16 protein-coding genes are annotated in these 20,186 nt (G+C 53.6%); 14 read left to right on the top strand and 2 right to left on the bottom strand.

Going from position 1 to position 20,186, the window contains the following annotated elements:
• Positions 1-89: 89 nt before the first annotated feature.
• Positions 90-1,922: an SLC13 family permease gene (locus ACO0U8_RS11970; RefSeq protein WP_072158211.1), complete on the top strand. Its 1,833-nt coding sequence runs from the start codon at positions 90-92 to the stop codon at positions 1,920-1,922.
• Between the two features lie 27 nt (positions 1,923-1,949).
• Here ACO0U8_RS11970 and yfbR read toward each other — a convergent pair whose 3' ends face one another.
• Together yfbR and ACO0U8_RS11960 are read right to left on the bottom strand one after the other, a co-directional pair.
• Entirely contained in the window at positions 1,950-2,549 is a 600-nt protein-coding gene (gene yfbR / locus ACO0U8_RS11965) for a 5'-deoxynucleotidase (protein ID WP_056782229.1), read from the bottom strand.
• Between the two features lie 111 nt (positions 2,550-2,660).
• Positions 2,661-3,875 (bottom strand): pyridoxal phosphate-dependent aminotransferase, encoded by a 1,215-nt coding sequence (locus tag ACO0U8_RS11960; protein WP_136375755.1) that lies wholly within the window; start codon positions 3,873-3,875, stop codon positions 2,661-2,663.
• A 983-nt stretch (positions 3,876-4,858) separates the two neighbouring features.
• On the opposite strand from ACO0U8_RS11960, the gene lrhA reads away from it, so the two are divergent.
• From lrhA to nuoM, 13 genes are all read left to right on the top strand, one after another.
• Positions 4,859-5,803, top strand: coding sequence for a transcriptional regulator LrhA (lrhA, locus tag ACO0U8_RS11955; protein ID WP_056782235.1), 945 nt, complete (start codon positions 4,859-4,861; stop codon positions 5,801-5,803).
• Positions 5,804-6,506: 703 nt separating this feature from the next.
• Complete coding sequence (locus ACO0U8_RS11950) at positions 6,507-6,950, top strand: NADH-quinone oxidoreductase subunit A (protein WP_072158212.1); 444 nt, start codon at positions 6,507-6,509, stop codon at positions 6,948-6,950.
• A gap of 22 nt (positions 6,951-6,972) precedes the next feature.
• On the top strand, positions 6,973-7,647 hold the full coding sequence (locus ACO0U8_RS11945; RefSeq protein ID WP_056782240.1) for a NuoB/complex I 20 kDa subunit family protein: 675 nt from the start codon (positions 6,973-6,975) through the stop codon (positions 7,645-7,647).
• Positions 7,648-7,735: 88 nt separating this feature from the next.
• Complete coding sequence (gene nuoC, locus ACO0U8_RS11940) at positions 7,736-9,535, top strand: NADH-quinone oxidoreductase subunit C/D (RefSeq protein ID WP_056782243.1); 1,800 nt, start codon at positions 7,736-7,738, stop codon at positions 9,533-9,535.
• 2 nt (positions 9,536-9,537) lie between these two features.
• On the top strand, positions 9,538-10,074 hold the full coding sequence (nuoE, locus tag ACO0U8_RS11935) for an NADH-quinone oxidoreductase subunit NuoE (RefSeq protein WP_238485086.1): 537 nt from the start codon (positions 9,538-9,540) through the stop codon (positions 10,072-10,074).
• Complete coding sequence (nuoF, locus tag ACO0U8_RS11930; protein ID WP_056782245.1) at positions 10,071-11,441, top strand: NADH-quinone oxidoreductase subunit NuoF; 1,371 nt, start codon at positions 10,071-10,073, stop codon at positions 11,439-11,441. Before nuoE ends, nuoF begins: the two co-directional genes overlap by 4 nt.
• A 143-nt stretch (positions 11,442-11,584) precedes the next feature.
• The gene (gene nuoG, locus ACO0U8_RS11925) at positions 11,585-14,311 is read left to right on the top strand and encodes an NADH-quinone oxidoreductase subunit NuoG (RefSeq protein WP_421670852.1); all 2,727 of its coding nucleotides are present in this window, start codon (positions 11,585-11,587) and stop codon (positions 14,309-14,311) included.
• The gene (gene nuoH / locus ACO0U8_RS11920; protein WP_056782249.1) at positions 14,308-15,285 is read left to right on the top strand and encodes an NADH-quinone oxidoreductase subunit NuoH; all 978 of its coding nucleotides are present in this window, start codon (positions 14,308-14,310) and stop codon (positions 15,283-15,285) included. Before nuoG ends, nuoH begins: the two co-directional genes overlap by 4 nt.
• 14 nt (positions 15,286-15,299) lie before the next feature.
• Positions 15,300-15,842, top strand: a complete 543-nt coding sequence (gene nuoI, locus ACO0U8_RS11915; RefSeq protein ID WP_056782251.1) for an NADH-quinone oxidoreductase subunit NuoI — start codon at positions 15,300-15,302, stop codon at positions 15,840-15,842.
• Between the two features lie 12 nt (positions 15,843-15,854).
• Entirely contained in the window at positions 15,855-16,412 is a 558-nt protein-coding gene (gene nuoJ, locus ACO0U8_RS11910) for an NADH-quinone oxidoreductase subunit J (protein WP_056782253.1), read from the top strand.
• Complete coding sequence (nuoK, locus tag ACO0U8_RS11905; RefSeq protein WP_056782255.1) at positions 16,409-16,711, top strand: NADH-quinone oxidoreductase subunit NuoK; 303 nt, start codon at positions 16,409-16,411, stop codon at positions 16,709-16,711. Before nuoJ ends, nuoK begins: the two co-directional genes overlap by 4 nt.
• Positions 16,708-18,555, top strand: coding sequence for an NADH-quinone oxidoreductase subunit L (gene nuoL / locus ACO0U8_RS11900; RefSeq protein WP_122097549.1), 1,848 nt, complete (start codon positions 16,708-16,710; stop codon positions 18,553-18,555). Before nuoK ends, nuoL begins: the two co-directional genes overlap by 4 nt.
• Positions 18,556-18,651: 96 nt before the next feature.
• The gene (gene nuoM / locus ACO0U8_RS11895) at positions 18,652-20,181 is read left to right on the top strand and encodes an NADH-quinone oxidoreductase subunit M (protein WP_122097550.1); all 1,530 of its coding nucleotides are present in this window, start codon (positions 18,652-18,654) and stop codon (positions 20,179-20,181) included.
• Positions 20,182-20,186: the final 5 nt, after the last annotated feature.

The following is a 20,186-nucleotide window of genomic DNA, read 5'->3' as shown; positions in this document are numbered from 1 at the left end:
ACTTGATATAGACCTCGCTCCGGCGGGGTTTTTTTATGCCATTCTTACCACGTTCCTGCCTCTCAATCTTAACGCAAAGGGAGTGTGTTTTGACCGGTGAATTAATCTGGGTTGTGGTACTGCTGCTGGCCGCGATGGTGTTGTTTGCGCGCAATACGCTGCGCATGGACATTGTCGCTTTGCTGGTCATCATTGCTTTTGTGATGAGCGGTACGCTCACCCTCAATGAAGCTCTGGCCGGATTTAGCGATCCGAACGTGATTTTGATCGCCGCCTTGTTTGTGGTGGGCCACGGTCTGGTGAGGACCGGCGTGGCGTATCAGGTCGGTGACTGGCTGATGAAAGTGGCCGGGCAGAGTGAAACCCGGATGCTGATTTTACTGATGCTGACGGTCGCCGGTCTTGGTGCTTTTATGAGTTCTACCGGCGTGGTGGCGATTTTCATTCCGGTTGTGATCAGCGTTTCCGCGCGCATGAAAACCTCACCGGCGCGGCTGATGATGCCCCTGAGTTTTGCCGGGCTTATCAGCGGCATGATGACGCTGGTTGCCACGCCGCCGAACATGGTGGTGAACAGCGAGTTGCTGCGTGAAGGGTTCGACGGTTTTGGCTTCTTCGGCGTCACGCCGGTGGGGCTGGTGGTGCTGATCATGGGTGTCGGATACATGCTGATTGCCCGCCGCTGGTTGTCAGCGCAGGACACCTCGCAGGATAAACAACACTGGAAGCGCCGGACTTTCCGGGACTTGATCCGCGATTATCAGTTAAACGGTCGTGCGCGCAGGATGACGATCCGCCCCGGCTCACCGCTGGTTGGCCGTACACTGGACGATCTTCACCTGCGCTCCCGCTACGGTGCGAATGTGGTGGGTATTGAGCGCTGGCGTAAGTTCCGCCGGGTGATGGTCAGCGCCACGGGGAGCACCGGGCTGTGCGCGCGAGACGTACTGCTGCTGGACATGACCGATCCTGACATCTCAGTCAGACAAATGTGTGCCGATGAAATGCTTGAACCGATGGTGCTGCGCGGTGAATATTTTTCTGAACAGTCCCGCGACGTCGGAATGGCAGAAGTCTCTTTAATTCCTGATTCCGAATTATTGGGTAAAACCCTGCGCGAAGTCGCTTTCCGTTCTGCTTACGGGTTAAACGTGGTGGGGATCCGCCGTCAGGGGGAAGCGCTGCCGGGTAAACTGGTGGATGAGGAACTCCAGCTGGGCGACATGTTACTGGTGATAGGGGACTGGAAGCTGATCCGACAGCTTCAGCAGCAGATGCACGATTTTATTGTCCTCAGTCTGCCCGCCGAGGTGGATGAAGTCGCCCCCGCGCTCAGTCAGGCACCGCACGCGCTGTTTTGCCTGGCGCTCATGGTCGCACTGATGCTGACCGACGATGTGCCGAACGCCATTGCGGCCATTATTGCCTGTCTGCTGATGGGTAAATTCCGTTGCATCACCATGGACGGCGCGTACAAAGCGATTCACTGGCCGAGCTTGCTGCTGATTATCGGGATGATGCCGTTCGCGCTGGCGCTGCAGAAAACAGGCGGCGTGGCGTTGATCGTCGAAGGCCTGATGAAGGTCAGCGGGGGATATGGGCCGTACATGATGCTGCTGAGTTTGTTTGTTCTCTGCGCCAGTATCGGGCTGTTTATTTCCAATACCGCCACAGCGGTGTTAATGGCACCGATTGCCATCGCGGCGGCCCATCAGATGGGCGTGTCGCCGTACCCTTTCACAATGATTATCGCGATAGCCGCCTCGGCAGCGTTTATGACGCCAGTATCATCCCCGGTGAATACGCTGGTGATGGTGCCGGGGAATTACCGCTTCGGCGACTTTCTGCGTATCGGCGTGCCGTTCACCTTGCTGGTGATGGTCGTCAGCGTGTTTCTGGTGCCGGTTCTCTTTCCGTTCTGACCCTGGCCGTGCTGTATTTGGTTGCGGTCAGAGCGGTGAATCGAGGCTGATTTCATCCAGCGACAGGCTGAAGCTCGGCACAAAGATTTCCATAAAGTAATCCATCTCCGGGCTTTTACGATTCGCCAGCGTTTTTTCCAGACGCGCTTTAGCCAGGGTGAATTCGTTATTGCCCGCCGAGAGCTCCTCGAGACATTTCAGATAGGCGCATAACGCATCTGCCTGTTTGACCGTCAGTTTTTCGTCTTCGCTGTAATAATGTTCATCGATCAGCGGACGAAAATCTTCCTGCAAATCCTCCGGCAGCATCTCAATCAGTTTTTGCTGGGCGATTTTCTCGATTTTTTTGTACTCATGGGCGATTTGCGGATTGTAATACTTGATGGGCGTAGGCATGTCGCCGGTCAGCACTTCGCTGGCATCGTGATACATGGCGAGCAGGGCAACGCGTTCCACATTCAGGTTGCCATCAAATTTGCGGTTTTTAATCACGGCCAACGCGTGAGCCACGAAGGCGACCTGCAAACTGTGTTCCGACACATTTTCGGTACGCACGTTGCGCATCAGCGGCCAGCGGCTAATCAGTTTCAGGCGGGAAAGGTGGGCGAAGAAATGGCTCTGATTCATGGCACTCTCATTAATAACGGCAAATGAGTATCCATTGTGCGGAGTGTGGCGGAAATCGGCAAGTGTGATCAGAAAGATAAAACAGGGCGCAGAAATCTGCGCCCGCAGGGATTACTGGCGGTAAGTTTCGAGGAACCGGCCCAGTTTGCTGATCGCCATTTCCAGCTCATCAACGCGTGGCAGCGTCACGATACGGACGTGGTCCGGATACGGCCAGTTGAATGCTGTCCCCTGAACCAGCAGGACTTTTTGCTGCAACAGCAAATCCAGTACCAGTTTCTGATCGTCATGAATGTTAAAACGCTTGGCATCAATACGCGGGAACATATACAGCGCACCTTTCGGTTTCACGCATGATACGCCGGGGATCTGATTGATCAGTTCCCACGCGCTGTCGCGCTGCTGCACCAGACGGCCGCCCGGTTGAATGAATTCATTAATGCTCTGGTAACCGCCGAGAGCTGTCTGGATAGCATGCTGCATCGGAACGTTGGCACAAAGACGCATCGAGGCCAGCATTTCCAGCCCTTCAATGTAGCCTTTGGCATGTTTCTTCGGTCCGTTGAGTACCATCCAACCCTGGCGGAAACCGGCCACACGGTAGGTTTTTGACAGCCCGTTGAACGTCACGGTCAGCAGATCTGGCGCCAGCGACGCAATGGAAATGTGCTGGGCTTCGTCATACAAAATCTTGTCGTAAATCTCATCAGCAAAGATGATCAGATTGTGTTCGCGGGCGATATCCACAATCTGCATCAGCAACTCTTTGCTGTATACCGCGCCGGTCGGGTTGTTCGGGTTGATGATCACAATACCGCGGGTGCGCGGGGTGATTTTGTCGCGGATATCGGCGATATCCGGGAACCAGTCAGCGCCTTCATCACACATGTAATGCACCGCATTCCCGCCAGAAAGCGACACCGCCGCCGTCCATAACGGGTAATCCGGTGCTGGCACCAGCATTTCATCACCGGTATTCAGTAACGCCTGCATCGACTGAACAATCAGTTCCGACACGCCGTTACCGATATAAATGTCTTCCACCGTCATGTCACGCATGTCGCGCGCCTGATAGTGCTGCATGATGGCTTTACGTGCTGAGAACAGACCTTTGGAGTCACAGTACCCTTGCGCTGTAGGCAGGTTGCGAATGACGTCGAGCAGAATTTCATCAGGTGCATCAAAACCGAATGGCGCGGGGTTGCCGATGTTCAGTTTGAGGACTTTGTTACCTTCTTCTTCAAGACGTTTTGCTTCTTTGAGCACCGGGCCGCGAATGTCGTAGCAGACGTTGTCCAGTTTGCGGGATTTTTCAATCGGGGACATGTAAATGTGAGCCTTTTGCAGTAAAGCCTGTTCTTCCCTGGCGTTAATCGCCGTAGAACAGTGCGAAGCGGACAATTTACTCCCCCAAAGAGTGCATGAGAAGGGCTGCGCGCCCTTTTGGTGTAAAACAGCAGGAAAATCGCAGGGGGTGGGGGTTTCTGGTCATGTTGTGGATTTTGGTTGGTTTAATAATTTGCGTAAAGAGCAATGTGTAGTTTTATATTTTACCAATGCGGGTTTTTTAATCTAAAAATTCCCTGTTTTGACTGTCTGGCAGTGTTAAAGCCATCCTTTTGTTGCCGCGGTTTTGCAGACAACATCATTAAAACTTACCTAACCTCGACAAAATCTGAAAAAAAATAGCAGGAATTCTCCGTGCTGCGGCACGGGGGCAAGGTGAATTAGTTTTATTTATCTAATGATTAATAATAACTGCTGGATGAATGATCATAAGAAAATTTTGGAGAGGCCACTATTTTCATGGGTTTTACGAGGGCACCCTTTACGTATATTTAATAAAATCAGCACAAATAATAACGGGCGATTATGAAATTATCTTAATGCCCGCTAAACTGATTTTTTAGTCATGAGTTTGATATCCACGTGAGCTAATGAATTTGTTGAATTATATTGCCTTACAACTTATCTGAACGGTAAATTTAACTTATGTATCCGGCTTGCTGACAGGCTTCAACCTCAGGTATCGACAGGAAAAGCGCAAAGAAAATAGGTGAGTGGAGCAGGCGAAAATGGTTTATTCTTATTAATTAAGCCTGGCTAATCATTTAACTTTTGTGTGGAGATTTTTCACGGCATCTGAGGAGATGAAAACTGCTTCTATGAAATTTTTCAGGCACAAATATTTCTCAATTTTGCTTATCTAATGAGTGAGTACCTGACATATCTGGTATTCTGCGGATGCTGATACTTTGACGCAGCATCAGGGTAGCTTGTTATTAGATTCTATAAAGCGAAGAAAAACTATGACAAATGCAAATCGTCCAATCCTCAATCTCGATCTTGACCTGTTGAGGACATTTGTAGCTGTTGCGGATTTGAATACGTTCGCTGCAGCAGCTGCTGCTGTGTGTCGTACTCAGTCGGCAGTCAGTCAACAAATGCAACGTCTTGAACAACTCGTTGGAAAAGAACTGTTTGCCAGGCACGGACGCAATAAATTATTAACTGAACACGGCATTCAGTTATTGGGGTATGCACGCAAAATTCTTCGTTTTAACGATGAAGCCTGCACCTCTTTGATGTACAGCAATGTTCAGGGCGGAATTACCATCGGGGCATCCGATGATACCGCCGATACCATTTTGCCTTTTCTGCTCAGTCGCGTGACGTCTGTGTACCCGAAACTGTCAATCGATGTACGGGTAAAACGCAGTCCGTTTATGTTATCGATGCTGGAAAGCGAAGAGATCGATCTGGCCATCACTACGATGACGGGCACAGAACATCCTCATATCATTCTGCGGACGTCACCTACGCTCTGGTACTGCGCGGCGGATTTCGCGTATCCATCCGGGGACAGTGTGCCGCTCGTGGTACTTGATGAGCCAAGCCCGTACCGCCAGATGGCGACAGAATACCTGAATCAGGCCGGTATTCCGTGGCGTATCGCTTACGTGGCATCGACATTGTCGGCTATTCGCGCCGCCGTTCGCGCCGGGTTGGGCGTGACCGCAAGACCTATTGAAATGATGAGCCCTGAACTGCGCGTTCTGGGTGAACAGGATGGTCTGCCGCGTCTGCCTGACACGCAATATGTACTGTATAAAAATGCCAACTGTAACAATGAACTGGCGATGGCCATTTTCAACGCGGTTGAACAGGGCAATGATCCTTATTCTCTCAGCGCTTACGGTCCCCGGCCTGTAGTGGATGACGATCATGAGCTGCTGGCTGATTCAAAAAGTTAAGATTATCGCCTCTTTTTACCTCCCGCCCGGATACTGCAGGGCGGGGGTAAAGGCCTCTACTCCTTTCGGGTAGTAAAACGTCTCTTTTTGGGTGTTTTATTTAAAATCTCACGCCAAACTTGTTTTTTCCTCCCTTAGTGCTGCTTGTTCCCCGTCCTGACTGTTTCTGTTCTTCATTATCACCCTACTAAATCACGCAAAAATAGGCTTTTTTTCGCGTGAAAAAATCAGTGATTTTTTCTCGCCGTTGACTTGTTGTTTTCTGTTATTCAACAAAACTTGCTAAAAGTGCGGCTTTTTTTCTGTCGAAATTGACAGAACTCTGACCTGGATCAAAAAAATAACCCTAATAAGAGAGTGGAAGCGTTGTCTATTCCTGCGACAATAGCAAAGCAACAAAGATGTCATAACTCCCGTCACAGGCTCATGCTTTATCACCCTTTTTAACTGACACGATTTAGCTTAAGTGTTGTCGCATGTAATGTTAATTAAATGATAAGCATGTAAACTAATGTGGAGATACTTTTGTCAAAGTTGACAAAAGGTTATAGAAAAGGGTAAAAAGCCCACAACAAATCACTGGCTTAATCCTTTGTTGAGTCGTGAACTGTGTGGTTATTAATCCTTCCCTTGAATCGATGTGGTGCGCAAACTGCCGATCCCATAGAGCAGATGCCAAAGCGCCACTTTTGATGAGTAAGCAATGAGTATGTCAACAGCCACTGAAGTCATCGCTCAACACTGGGCGTTCGCCGTTTATCTTATCGTCGCAATGGGGCTTTGCTGCCTGATGTTACTGGGCGCCGCGTTCCTCGGCGGGAGAGCCAGAGCGCGTTACAAAAATACCCCTTATGAGTCTGGTATCGCATCCGTGGGCTCAGCCCGCCTGCGTCTCTCCGCCAAATTCTATCTGGTCGCGATGTTTTTCGTTATTTTCGACGTTGAAGCCTTGTATCTCTATGCATGGTCAACTTCTATCCGTGAAAGCGGCTGGACCGGTTTCGTCGAAGCCACCATTTTCATTTTGGTACTGCTGGCTGGTTTGTTTTATCTGGTGCGGATTGGCGCGCTGGACTGGACGCCAACACGTTCGAAAGGACCTGTTAAACCAAGCCCGGCGATTAATACCAACAGTCACCCTCAGTAGTAAGTCATAGCGAGGCAATAAGATGGACTATACGCTCACCCGCGTAGACCCGGACGGTGAGAACGACCGTTACCCCCTGCAGAATCAGGAGGTGGTCGGCGATCCACTTCAGGAGCAGGTTAAACGCAGCGTTTTCATGGGAAACCTTCAGGAATCACTGCACGGCATGGTGAACTGGGGACGCAAAAACTCCCTCTGGCCGTACAACTTCGGCCTTTCCTGCTGCTACGTCGAAATGGTGACGTCATTCACTGCGGTGCATGACGTCGCGCGTTTTGGTGCAGAAGTTCTGCGTGCATCGCCGCGTCAGGCCGACTTCATGGTCGTGGCAGGCACCTGCTTCACCAAAATGGCCCCGGTGATCCAACGTTTGTATGACCAGATGCTCGAGCCGAAATGGGTGATTTCGATGGGTGCCTGTGCGAACTCCGGCGGTATGTACGATATTTATTCCGTCGTGCAGGGTGTGGATAAATTCCTGCCTGTCGATGTGTATATCCCGGGGTGCCCGCCGCGTCCTGAGGCTTACATGCAGGCGCTGTTGCTGCTGCAGGAATCCATCGGTAAAGAACGCCGCCCATTGTCATGGGTCGTCGGCGATCAGGGTGTTTACCGCGCGAATATGCAGTCTGAAAAAGAGCGTAAACGTGCTGAACGCATAGCCGTGACAAATCTGCGTTCGCCGGACGAGATTTAACACTGCGATCTGAGAGTCAACCCTGAGGGGTGGTGCATGCATATCCCCCTTACGGCATAAATGACCATTTAGTGTGGTGAAAAAAATTATGACAGATTTGACGACGCAAAATACCGCCCTGCCAGCATGGCATACCCGTGATCATCTTGATGATCCGGTTATTGGCGAGTTGCGTAACCGTTTTGGGCCTGAGGCCTTTACTGTTCAGCCGACCCGTACCGGAATTCCCGTGGTGTGGTTCAAGCGTGAACAGGTACTGGAAGCGATTACCTTTCTACGAAAACAGCCAAAACCTTATGTTATGCTGTTCGACTTGCATGGCGTTGATGAGCGTTTACGTACTCACCGCGACGGTTTACCGGCCGCGGATTTTTCCGTTTTCTATCACCTGATCTCCGTCGAGCGTAACCGCGACATCATGATCAAGGTGGCGTTAGCGGAAAACGATCTCCATGTTCCGACCTTGACCAAGGTGTTCCCGAACGCCAACTGGTACGAGCGTGAAACTTGGGAAATGTTTGGTATTACCTTCGATGGCCACCCGCACCTGACGCGCATCATGATGCCGCAGACCTGGGAAGGGCACCCGTTGCGTAAAGATTATCCGGCGCGTGCCACCGAGTTCGATCCTTATGAGCTGACCAAGCAAAAAGAAGAGCTCGAGATGGAAGCGCTGACCTTCAAGCCGGAAGACTGGGGCATGAAGCGTGGCACCGAAAATGAGGACTTTATGTTCCTTAACCTCGGTCCAAACCACCCGTCATCACACGGTGCGTTCCGTATCATCCTGCAGCTTGATGGCGAAGAGATTGTCGACTGTGTACCGGATGTCGGTTACCACCACCGTGGTGCTGAAAAAATGGGCGAGCGCCAGTCATGGCACAGCTACATTCCGTACACGGACCGTATTGAATATCTCGGCGGTTGCGTTAACGAAATGCCTTACGTGCTGGCCGTTGAAAAACTTGCCGGTATCGTCACGCCGGATCGCGTCAACACCATTCGCGTGATGTTGTCTGAACTGTTCCGCATCAACAGCCACCTGCTGTACATCTCTACGTTTATTCAGGACGTGGGCGCGATGACGCCAGTGTTCTTCGCCTTTACCGATCGTCAGAAAATCTACGATCTGGTGGAAGCGATCACCGGTTTCCGTATGCACCCGGCCTGGTTCCGTATCGGTGGCGTTGCGCATGACCTGCCGAAAGGCTGGGATCGTCTGCTGCGTGAATTCCTTGACTGGATGCCAGCACGACTGGATTCCTACGTCAAAGCGGCGCTGAAAAACACGATTCTGATTGGCCGTTCCAAAGGCGTGGCTGCGTACAACGCGGATGACGCGCTGGCGTGGGGCACCACTGGCGCTGGCCTGCGTGCCACCGGCATCGACTTCGACGTGCGTAAATGGCGTCCGTATTCCGGTTACGAAAACTTTGACTTTGAAGTGCCGGTCGGCGACGGCGTCAGCGACTGCTATTCCCGTGTAATGCTGAAAGTGGAAGAGCTTCGCCAAAGCCTGCGCATTCTGGAACAGTGCTACAAAAACATGCCTGAAGGCCCGTTCAAGGCGGATCATCCGCTGACCACGCCGCCACCGAAAGAGCGCACCCTGCAACACATCGAAACCCTGATCACGCACTTCCTGCAAGTGTCGTGGGGGCCGATCATGCCTGCGCAAGAATCTTTCCAGATGGTTGAAGCCACCAAAGGGATCAACAGCTACTACCTGACCAGTGACGGCAGCACCATGAGCTACCGCACACGTGTCCGTACGCCAAGCTTCCCGCATTTGCAGCAGATCCCGTCCGTAATCCGTGGCAGCCTGGTATCCGACCTGATCGTGTATCTGGGCAGTATCGATTTTGTAATGTCAGATGTGGACCGCTAACGATGACAGATATCAATAAAAACTCAGAGGTTCAGTTCATCAACGTCAGCGAGCCGGTGATCACGCCGGTGTTTGAGCTGAGCGATGCTGAACGCGAAGCGATTGAACACGAGAAACATCACTACGAAGATGCCCGCGCGGCCTCTATCGAAGCGTTGAAGATCGTGCAAAAAGCGCGTGGCTGGGTGCCAGACGGCGCTATCTACGCGATCTCCGATGTTCTGGGCATTCCGGCCAGTGACGTTGAAGGTGTGGCGACGTTTTACAGCCAGATCTTCCGCCAGCCGGTTGGCCGCCATGTGATCCGTTACTGTGACAGCGTGGTGTGCCACATCACCGGTTATCAGGGGATCCAGGCTGCGCTGGAACAACAGTTGCACATCAAGCCGGGCGAAACGACGCAAGACGGTCGCTTTACTCTGCTGCCGACCTGTTGTCTCGGTAACTGTGACAAAGGCCCGTCGATGATGATCGACGAGGACACGCACAGCCGCCTGACACCAGAAGCCATCGGCCAGCTACTGGAGCGCTATGTATGACAATCAACGGTTATACGCCAAGACATATTGAACGCACGCCGGAAATGCATCCGCTGACATGGCGTATGCGTGACGATGAGCAGCCGGTCTGGATCGACGAATACCGCAGCAAAAACGGTTACGTCGGCGCAGAAAAGGCGCTCAAAAGCATGGCGCAGGAAGAGATCGTCAACCTGGTAAAAGACGCTGGCCTGAAAGGGCGCGGCGGTGCGGGTTTCTCCACCGGTTTGAAGTGGAGTCTGATGCCAAAAGACGAAAGCATGAACATCCGCTATCTGCTGTGTAACGCCGATGAGATGGAACCCGGTACTTACAAAGACCGCATGCTGATGGAACAAATGCCACACCTGCTGGTGGAAGGCATGTTGATTTCCGCGTTTGCACTGAAATCTTACCGTGGCTACATCTTCCTGCGTGGCGAATATATCGAAGCCGCCGTGAACCTGCGTCGCGCGATTGCTGAAGCCACTGAAGCGGGTCTGCTGGGTAAAAATATCCTCGGTACCGGTTTTGATTTCGAACTGATCGTGCATACCGGTGCGGGCCGCTACATCTGCGGTGAAGAGACAGCACTGATTAACTCGCTGGAAGGCCGCCGCGCTAACCCGCGTTCCAAACCACCGTTCCCGGCCTCTGCCGGTGCATGGGGTAAACCGACCTGTGTGAACAACGTCGAAACCCTGTGTAACGTGCCTGCCATTCTTGAGCACGGTGTGGATTGGTACAAAGGGATGTCTGCGGGCAAAAGCGAAGATGCAGGCACCAAACTGATGGGCTTCTCCGGTCGGGTGAAAAATCCGGGCGTCTGGGAACTGCCGTTTGGTACGACCGCACGTGAAATTCTTGAAGATTATGCCGGTGGTATGCGTGATGGCCTGAAATTCAAAGCCTGGCAACCGGGCGGCGCAGGGACTGACTTCCTGACTGCCGATCACCTGGATCTGCCTATGGATTTCGCCAGCATCGGTAAAGCTGGTAGCCGTCTGGGTACTGCGTTGGCGATGGCAGTCGATCATGAAATTGGCATGGTTCCGCTGGTTCGAAATCTGGAAGAGTTCTTCGCCCGTGAATCTTGTGGCTGGTGTACGCCGTGCCGAGACGGTTTGCCGTGGAGTGTGAAGATCCTGCGCGCGCTGGAACGTGGTGAAGGGCAGCCGGGAGACATTGAAACTCTCGAACAGCTTTGCCGCCAGCTTGGTCCGGGCAAAACCTTCTGCGCACACGCGCCGGGTGCCGTGGAGCCATTACAGAGTGCGATTAAATATTTCCGGGAAGAGTTTGAGGCGGGCATCGCCAAACAGCATTACAGCAACGCGCGGGCAATTGGCGGTATTCAGCCAAACAATCTGCTGAAACAGCGCTGGTAGTGAAGGCAACAGGCAGCGGACGTGAGCCCGCTGTGCGCGAAATCCCAATACAAGGGACGCGCTGTCGAGTGATAGACGCCAACCCGGCAAGAATTTTTGATTAACGCCCGCCGTCAGGTGGGCCACGTGGAAGCATGCTGACTATGGCTACGATTCATGTAGACGGCAAAGAATACGATGTAGACGGAGCGGACAACCTGTTACAGGCTTGCCTCTCTCTCGGCCTCGATATTCCTTATTTTTGCTGGCATCCGGCGCTGGGAAGCGTCGGCGCTTGCCGCCAATGTGCGGTTAAGCAATACCAAAACGCGGAAGATACGCGCGGTCGTCTGGTGATGTCATGTATGACACCAGCGTCTGATGGCACCTTCATTTCCATCGACGACGGCGAAGCGAAAGAGTTTCGCGAGAGCGTTGTGGAATGGTTGATGACCAACCATCCGCACGACTGTCCGGTGTGCGAGGAGGGCGGTAACTGTCACCTGCAGGATATGACAGTCATGACCGGCCACAGTATGCGCCGTTACCGTTTCACCAAGCGTACCCATAACAATCAGGATCTCGGCCCGTTCATCTCTCACGAAATGAACCGCTGTATCGCCTGTTATCGCTGTGTCCGTTACTACAAGGATTACGCGGACGGCACAGACCTGGGTGTATATGGCGCGCACGACAACGTCTATTTCGGTCGTCCGGAAGATGGCCCGCTGGAAAGCGAGTTCTCCGGTAACCTGGTAGAAGTGTGTCCGACCGGCGTATTCACCGATAAAACGCACTCCGAACGCTATAACCGTAAATGGGACATGCAGTTTGCGCCAAGCATCTGTCAGCAATGTTCTGTTGGCTGTAACACCAGCCCGGGTGAGCGTTATGGCGAACTGCGTCGTATCGAAAACCGTTATAACGGTACCGTAAACCACTACTTCCTCTGCGACCGTGGCCGTTTCGGCTATGGCTACGTGAACCTGAAAGATCGTCCTAAGAAGCCATTGCAGCTGCGTGGCAACGACTGGATTGAACTGAACGCTGAACAGGCGATGCAGGGCGCGGCAGACATCATCCGTCAGGCGAAGAAAACCATCGGTATCGGTTCTCCACGCGCCAGCCTCGAAAGCAACTTTGCCCTGCGTGAACTGGTGGGAGCCGAAAACTTCTACACCGGGATCAACGCCGCAGAGCAGGGTCGTCTGCAACTGATGCTCAACGTTTTGCGCAACAGCGGCGTACATACGCCAGCATTGCGTGAAATCGAAGAGTACGATGCCGTGCTGGTGCTGGGTGAAGATCTGACTCAGACCGGTGCCCGTATCGCTCTGTCTGTCCGTCAGGCCGTTAAAGGTAAAGCCCGTGCAATGGCCGCCGCTCAGCGTGTTGCTGACTGGCAGATTGCGGCGGTGCAAAACATCGGTCAGCACGCCAAACATCCGCTGTTTATTACCAACGTAGACAACACCAAACTCGACGATATCGCAGCGTACAATTACCGTGCGCCGGTGGATGAGCAGGCCCGTTTCGGCTTTGCAATCGCCCATGCACTGGATAATTCAGCGCCAGCGGTCAGCGATCTGGCTGATGGTCTGAACAAAAAAATCGACGTGATCGTGCAGGCGCTGACCGGTGCCCGTAAGCCTCTGATCATTACAGGTTCTAACGCCGGTTCTGATGCGATCATTGAAGCGGCAGCGAACATCGCCAAAGCATTGAAAGTGGCGGGCAGTGATGTCGGAATCACTTTCGTGGCTTCTGCGGCAAACAGCATCGGCCTGTCCATGATTGGCGGCGGTACGCTGGATGATGCGCTTGAGTTGCTGGCCAGCGGCGGCGCAGACAGCGCCATTGTGATGGAAAATGACCTTTATCGTCATGCTCCTGAAGCGAAGGTGGATGCGGCGCTTGCCAGTGTGCAAAACCTGGTGGTTGTTGACCATCAGCGCACGCGCATCATGGATAAAGCCAGTCTGATCCTGCCTGCGGCGAGTTTTGCCGAAAGCGACGGTACGCTGGTGAATCAGGAAGGCCGCGCTCAGCGCTTCTTCCAGGTTTACGATCCGGCTTACTACGACACTACTGTTTCCATGCTGGAAAGCTGGCGCTGGATGCACTCGCTGCATTCAACCGTCAACAGCCGCCACGTTGACTGGACTCAGCTCGATCACGTGATCGAAGCCTGCGTCGAGGCATTGCCTCAGCTGAAGGGCATGGTTGAAGCTGCGCCAAATGCCAGCTTCCGCATTCGTGGTCAGAAACTGGCGCGTTCTCCGAACCGCTCCAGTGGCCGTACTGCGATGCGCGCGAACATCAGCGTGCACGAACCGCGTCAGCCGCAAGATAAAGACACCATGTTTGCCTTCTCGATGGAAGGGAACAACAGCCCGACAGCCAACCGCAATCAGGTACCTTTTGCCTGGGCGCCTGGCTGGAACTCACCGCAAGCCTGGAACAAATTCCAGAGCGAAGTTGGCGGCAGTCTGCGCCACGGTGATCCGGGTGTGCGTCTCATCGAAGCGGGGGAGGGGAGTCTCGACTACTTCACCACCATCCCTGCTGCATTCACCACCACAGTGGGTAACTGGCGTGTCGCGCCTTACTACCACCTGTTCGGCAGTGAAGAGATGACCCAGCGTTCTTCCGTCATTCAGCAACGTATGCCAGCGCCTTATGTGATGGTTAACCCGGCAGATGCCGCGCAGCTAGGCGTGAATGCAGGTTCTCAGGTGGAATTCACCTGTGCCGGTCAGACACTGAAACTGCCGGTTCGCCTGAGTGAAACCCTGAATCAGGGTCAGCTTGGTTTACCGCTGGGCTTGCCGGGCATTCCGCCGATTCTGGTTGGCGCTATGGTTGAAAATCTGCGGGAGGCTGCACAATGAGCTGGTTTACACCTGTCGTAATCGACACGCTGATCGCCGTCCTGAAAGCTATCGTGATCCTGCTGATCGTCGTGACCTGCGGGGCTTTCATGAGCTTCGGCGAGCGTCGCCTGCTCGGCCTGTTCCAGAACCGCTACGGACCAAACCGTGTCGGCTGGGGCGGTTCCCTGCAGCTGGTTGCTGACATGATCAAGATGTTCTTCAAGGAAGACTGGGTACCTAAATTCACCGACAAAGCCATCTTTACGCTGGCCCCGATGATTGCGTTTACGTCCCTGCTGATCTCCTTTGCGATTGTTCCGGTCAGTCCGACCTGGTTCGCCGCAGATCTGAACATCGGTATTTTGTTCTTCCTGATGATGGCCGGTCTGACCGTCTATGCCGTGTTGTTCGCTGGCTGGTCCAGTAATAACAAATACTCGCTGCTGGGTGCGATGCGTGCCTCTGCTCAGACGCTGAGCTACGAAGTGTTCCTCGGTTTATCACTGATGGGCGTTGTGGCTCAGGCCGGTTCCTTCAATCTGCAGGACATCGTCATTTCTCAGTCGCACATGTGGAATATCATTCCGCAGTTCTTCGGTTTTGTGACCTTTGCCATCGCCGGTGTTGCTGTCTGTCACCGTCACCCGTTTGACCAGCCGGAAGCCGAGCAAGAACTGGCCGATGGTTACCACATTGAATATTCCGGTATGAAATTCGGTCTGTTCTTCGTGGGGGAATATATCGGTATCGTGACGGTTTCTGCGCTGATCGTGACCTTGTTCTTCGGTGGCTGGCAGGGTCCGTTCCTGTATCCGGTGATCTGGTTTGCACTGAAAACGGCGTTCTTCATGGTGATGTTCATTTTGATCCGTGCTGCTTTACCGCGTCCCCGCTACGACCAGGTGATGTCATTTGGCTGGAAAGTTTGCCTGCCATTGACCTTGCTTAATCTGCTGGCGACCGCTGCGGTCATCTTGTACAACGCGCAATAAGGGGTGATGAAACCATGACATTGAAAGACATAGTGGTCGGGTTCGGGACCCAGGTTCGCAGCTTGTGGATGATAGGCATGCATGCCTTCGCCAAGCGCGAAACCCAGATGTACCCGGAAGTGCCGGTCAATCCACCTCCGCGTTACCGTGGTCGTATCGTGCTGACGCGCGATCCCGACGGTGAAGAGCGCTGCGTTGCCTGTAACCTGTGTGCGGTAGCCTGTCCGGTCGGCTGTATTTCTCTGCAAAAAGCAGAGCATAAAGACGGTCGCTGGTACCCGGAGTTCTTCCGCATCAACTTCTCACGTTGCATTTTCTGCGGCCTGTGCGAAGAAGCGTGCCCGACAACAGCTATCCAGCTGACGCCGGACTTCGAAATGGGTGAATTCAAACGCCAGGATCTGGTGTACGAAAAAGAAGATTTGTTGATCTCTGGACCGGGTAAATATCCGGAATATAACTTCTACCGGATGTCCGGTATGGCCGTTGACGGCAAGCCGAAAGGCGATGCGGAAAACGAAGCCAAACCGATCAACGTCAAAGGTCTGTTGCCCTAAGGAGCCGCAAGCATGGAATTTGCATTTTATATTGCAGCCCTGGTGGCCGTGTTGGCGACATTGCGTGTTATCACGCATACCAACCCGGTACATGCACTGCTGTATCTGATCGTCTCTTTGCTGGCGATTGCTGCGGTGTTCTTCTCGCTCGGCGCGTACTTCGCCGGTGCGCTGGAGATCATTGTTTACGCCGGGGCCATCATGGTGCTGTTCGTGTTCGTGGTGATGATGCTGAACCTTGGCAACGTCCAGGAGCAGGAACGCGCATGGTTGCAACCTTCGACCTGGATCGGTCCTTCAATTCTGGCAGTTGTTCTGCTGGGCGTGATGATCGCATCAATTCTTGGTCTGCACGACCACGGCATCAAAGGCGAGATGGTTGACGCGAAAGCCGTCGGTATCGCGCTGTTTGGTCCTTACGTTCTGGCCGTGGAACTGGCGTCAATGCTGCTGCTGGCCGGTCTGGTCGTGGCGTTCCACATCGGTCGTGAACATAAAGCGGGTGAAGTCTTTGGTGACGCACCGGTCACGACGGAAATGGCGAAACGAAAAACGGAGGAGAGAGCATGATCCCTCTACAACATGGCCTGATCCTGGCCGCGATTCTCTTTGTGTTGGGGCTGACCGGGCTGATTGTCCGTCGTAACCTGCTGTTTATGCTGATCAGTCTGGAAGTGATGATCAACGCAGCGGCGCTGGCGTTCATTGTGGCTGGAAGCTATTGGGGTCAGGCAGACGGACAGGTGATGTACATCCTGGCGATCAGCCTGGCTGCGGCGGAGGCCAGTATTGGTCTGGCGTTGCTGCTGCAACTCTATCGCCGTCGCCACACTCTGAATATTGATACTGTCAGTGAGATGCGCGGATGAACTTATTATATTTAACAATTCTGTTCCCGCTGATTGGCTTCCTGTTACTGGCCTTCTCACGCGGTCGCTGGTCTGAAAATACGTCGGCTACCATTGGCGTCGGGTCGATTGGTCTGGCAGCGCTGACCACTGTCTACGTTGGCATCAACTTCCTCAGCCAGAAAGCGGCAGGCGTTGACGTCTTTAGTCAGACACTGTGGAACTGGATGCAGGTCGGGGATTTCAATATCTCCGCAACGCTTATCCTCGACGGCCTGTCAATGACCATGCTGTCTGTGGTCACCGGCGTCGGCTTCTTCATCCACATGTTCGCGTCCTGGTACATGCGTGGTGAAGAGGGTTACTCCCGCTTCTTCGCGTACACCAACCTGTTTATCGCCAGCATGGTCGTTTTGGTCCTGGCAGATAACCTGTTGCTGATGTACCTCGGCTGGGAAGGCGTGGGTCTTTGCAGCTACCTGTTGATCGGTTTCTACTACACCAACCCGGCCAACGGCGCGGCAGCGATGAAAGCGTTCATTGTGACCCGTGTCGGCGACGTGTTCCTGGCATTTGCGCTGTTCATTTTGTACCGCGAGCTGGGTACGCTGAATATCCGTGAACTGATGGTGCTGGCACCGCAGAAACTGGCGGTAGGTGACACGGCAATCACCTGGGCAACCCTGATGTTACTGGGTGGCGCAGTGGGTAAATCCGCACAGCTTCCGCTTCAGACCTGGCTGGCAGACGCCATGGCCGGTCCGACACCGGTTTCCGCGCTTATCCACGCCGCAACCATGGTTACCGCCGGTGTTTACCTGATTGCACGTACCCACGGCCTGTTCCTGATGGCGCCTGAGGTTCTGCATCTGGTGGGCATTATTGGTGCGGTAACGCTGGTGCTGGCAGGTTTTGCCGCCCTGGTGCAAACCGACATCAAACGCGTACTTGCTTACTCGACCATGAGCCAGATTGGTTACATGTTCCTGGCGCTGGGCGTACAGGCGTGGGATGCAGCAATCTTCCACCTGATGACGCATGCGTTCTTCAAAGCACTCCTGTTCCTTTCTTCCGGTTCGGTCATTTTGGCCTGCCACCACGAGCAGAACATCTTCAAAATGGGTGGATTGCGTAAATCCATTCCGCTGGTGTATGTCTGCTTCCTGGTCGGCGGCGCGGCGTTGTCAGCCTTGCCAATCATTACCGCGGGCTTCTTCAGTAAAGATGAAATCCTTGCCGGTGCGCTGGCTAACGGTCATCTCAATCTGATGGTCGCGGGTCTGGTGGGTGCGTTTATGACCTCGCTGTACACCTTCCGCATGATCTTCATCGTCTTCCATGGCGAAGAAAAAATTAAGGCCCATGCGGGTAAAGGCATCACTCATCACCTGCCGCTGCTGGTGTTACTGGTTCTGTCCACCTTCATTGGCGCGATGATTGTTCCGCCTCTGAAAGGCGTTCTGCCGGAAACCACTGAGCTGGCGCATGGCAGCGTGCTGACCCTGGAAATCACGTCAGGCGTGATTGCGATTGCCGGTATTCTGCTGGCGGCGGCCCTGTATCTGGGTAAACGCTCGCTGGTAAACAGCATCGCGAAAAGCGCACCGGGTCGTTTCTTCACGACCTGGTGGTTCCACGCCTGGGGCTTCGACTGGCTGTACAACATGATTTTCGTGAAACCGTATCTGGCTATCGCGAAACTCCTGCAGCGTGACCCGCTGAACTCGATGATGAATCTGCCTGCGATCTTTACCCGTCTGGGGAATCGCGGTCTGACGCTGAGCGAGAACGGTATGGTCCGCTGGTACGTCGCGTCAATGGGGCTGGGTGCAGTGGTTGTTCTTGCGCTGCTGCTGGTGATTTAAGCCTGTCTTACGGGTGTGATTATCAATGCCGGTTTGTCTGTCTGACGGCCGGCAAGTGAAATAGCCTACGGGCATAAAAGAAGGGAACGACACGCCATGCTATTACCTTGGCTAATATTTATCCCCTTTATCGGCGGGCTGCTGTGCTGGCAGACTGAGCGCTTTGGGAGCAAAGTACCGCGCTGGATCGCGTTGATTGCGATGGGGCTGACGCTGGCTCTTTCCGTGCAATTGTGGTTGCAGGGAGGATACTCATTAACATCACCTGCGGGTATTCCACAGTGGCAATCCGAATTCTCGGTGCCGTGGATCCCTCGTTTTGGTATCAGCTTCCATCTGGCGCTGGACGGTTTGTCCTTGCTGATGGTCGTGCTGACCGGTTTGCTCGGCGTACTGGCGATCCTCTGTTCGTGGCGTGAAATCCAGAAGTATCAGGGTTTCTTCCACCTGAACCTGTTGTGGATCCTCGGCGGCGTAATTGGCGTGTTCCTCGCCATCGACTTGTTCCTGTTCTTCTTCTTCTGGGAAATGATGTTGGTGCCGATGTACTTCCTGATTGCTCTGTGGGGTCACAAAGCGTCAGACGGTAAAACGCGTATCAGCGCAGCAACCAAGTTCTTCATCTACACGCAGTCCAGCGGTCTGGTGATGTTGATTGCCATCCTCGGTCTGGTGTTTGTGCATTACAACGCCACCGGCGTGTGGACATTCAACTACGCAGACTTGCTGAAAACACCTATGTCGAACGGTGTTGAATATCTGCTGATGCTCGGCTTCTTTATCGCGTTTGCGGTGAAAATGCCTGTGGTGCCGTTGCATGGCTGGTTGCCAGATGCGCACAGTCAGGCGCCAACCGCAGGTTCCGTTGACTTAGCCGGTATCTTGCTGAAAACCGCTGCTTACGGGATGTTGCGTTTCTGTCTGCCATTGTTCCCGAATGCATCACACGAGTTTGCCCCGATCGCCATGTGGCTGGGCGTGATTGGTATCTTCTACGGCGCATGGATGGCATTCGCGCAGACCGATATTAAGCGTCTGATTGCGTATACCTCTGTTTCGCACATGGGCTTCGTACTGATCGCTATCTACACCGGCAGCCAGCTGGCGTACCAGGGCGCAGTGATTCAGATGATTGCACACGGTCTGTCCGCAGCCGGTATGTTCATCATCTGTGGTCAGCTTTACGAACGTCTGCATACCCGCGATATGCGCCAGATGGGCGGATTGTGGGGCCGAATTAAATACCTGCCAGCGTTGTCGCTGTTCTTTGCAGTGGCGACCTTAGGGATGCCGGGTACCGGTAACTTTGTGGGCGAAATCATGATCCTGTTTGGCAGCTTCCCGGTTGTGCCGGTGATTACTGTCATCTCGACCTTCGGTCTGGTGTTTGCCTCAGTGTATTCTCTGGCGATGATGCAGCGCGCTTACTACGGTAAAGGAAAGTCTGACCAGCCGTTGCCGGGCATGACCGCACGCGAACTGTCGATCATTCTGTTACTGGTGGTATTGCTGGTGGCGCTGGGCTTCTTCCCGCAGCCCATTCTGGATACCTCAAGTGCAGCGATGACCAACATTCAGCACTGGTATGGGTCATCAGTTTCCACTATTTCAACGACAAGGCCGTAACTCGC

The sequence above is a fragment of the Rahnella sp. EDr1-12 genome, from assembly GCF_049206505.1.
Lineage (GTDB): Bacteria > Pseudomonadota > Gammaproteobacteria > Enterobacterales > Enterobacteriaceae > Rahnella > Rahnella rivi.
The sequence above is the reverse complement of the archived record's forward strand: the minus strand, read 5'-3'. Positions and strand labels throughout refer to the sequence as shown.

What these genes read in the sequence shown, in the direction of transcription:
- yfbR (WP_056782229.1), bottom strand. Translation starts at nt 2,549, where the DNA reads ATGAATCAGAGCCATTTCTTCGCCCACCTTTCCCGCCTGAAACTGATT.
- ACO0U8_RS11960 (WP_136375755.1), bottom strand. Translation starts at nt 3,875, where the DNA reads ATGTCCCCGATTGAAAAATCCCGCAAACTGGACAACGTCTGCTACGAC.
- lrhA (WP_056782235.1), top strand. Translation starts at nt 4,859, where the DNA reads ATGACAAATGCAAATCGTCCAATCCTCAATCTCGATCTTGACCTGTTG.
- ACO0U8_RS11950 (WP_072158212.1), top strand. Translation starts at nt 6,507, where the DNA reads ATGAGTATGTCAACAGCCACTGAAGTCATCGCTCAACACTGGGCGTTC.
- ACO0U8_RS11945 (WP_056782240.1), top strand. Translation starts at nt 6,973, where the DNA reads ATGGACTATACGCTCACCCGCGTAGACCCGGACGGTGAGAACGACCGT.
- nuoC (WP_056782243.1), top strand. Translation starts at nt 7,736, where the DNA reads ATGACAGATTTGACGACGCAAAATACCGCCCTGCCAGCATGGCATACC.
- nuoE (WP_238485086.1), top strand. Translation starts at nt 9,538, where the DNA reads ATGACAGATATCAATAAAAACTCAGAGGTTCAGTTCATCAACGTCAGC.
- nuoF (WP_056782245.1), top strand. Translation starts at nt 10,071, where the DNA reads ATGACAATCAACGGTTATACGCCAAGACATATTGAACGCACGCCGGAA.
- nuoG (WP_421670852.1), top strand. Translation starts at nt 11,585, where the DNA reads ATGGCTACGATTCATGTAGACGGCAAAGAATACGATGTAGACGGAGCG.
- nuoH (WP_056782249.1), top strand. Translation starts at nt 14,308, where the DNA reads ATGAGCTGGTTTACACCTGTCGTAATCGACACGCTGATCGCCGTCCTG.
- nuoI (WP_056782251.1), top strand. Translation starts at nt 15,300, where the DNA reads ATGACATTGAAAGACATAGTGGTCGGGTTCGGGACCCAGGTTCGCAGC.
- nuoJ (WP_056782253.1), top strand. Translation starts at nt 15,855, where the DNA reads ATGGAATTTGCATTTTATATTGCAGCCCTGGTGGCCGTGTTGGCGACA.
- nuoK (WP_056782255.1), top strand. Translation starts at nt 16,409, where the DNA reads ATGATCCCTCTACAACATGGCCTGATCCTGGCCGCGATTCTCTTTGTG.
- nuoL (WP_122097549.1), top strand. Translation starts at nt 16,708, where the DNA reads ATGAACTTATTATATTTAACAATTCTGTTCCCGCTGATTGGCTTCCTG.
- nuoM (WP_122097550.1), top strand. Translation starts at nt 18,652, where the DNA reads ATGCTATTACCTTGGCTAATATTTATCCCCTTTATCGGCGGGCTGCTG.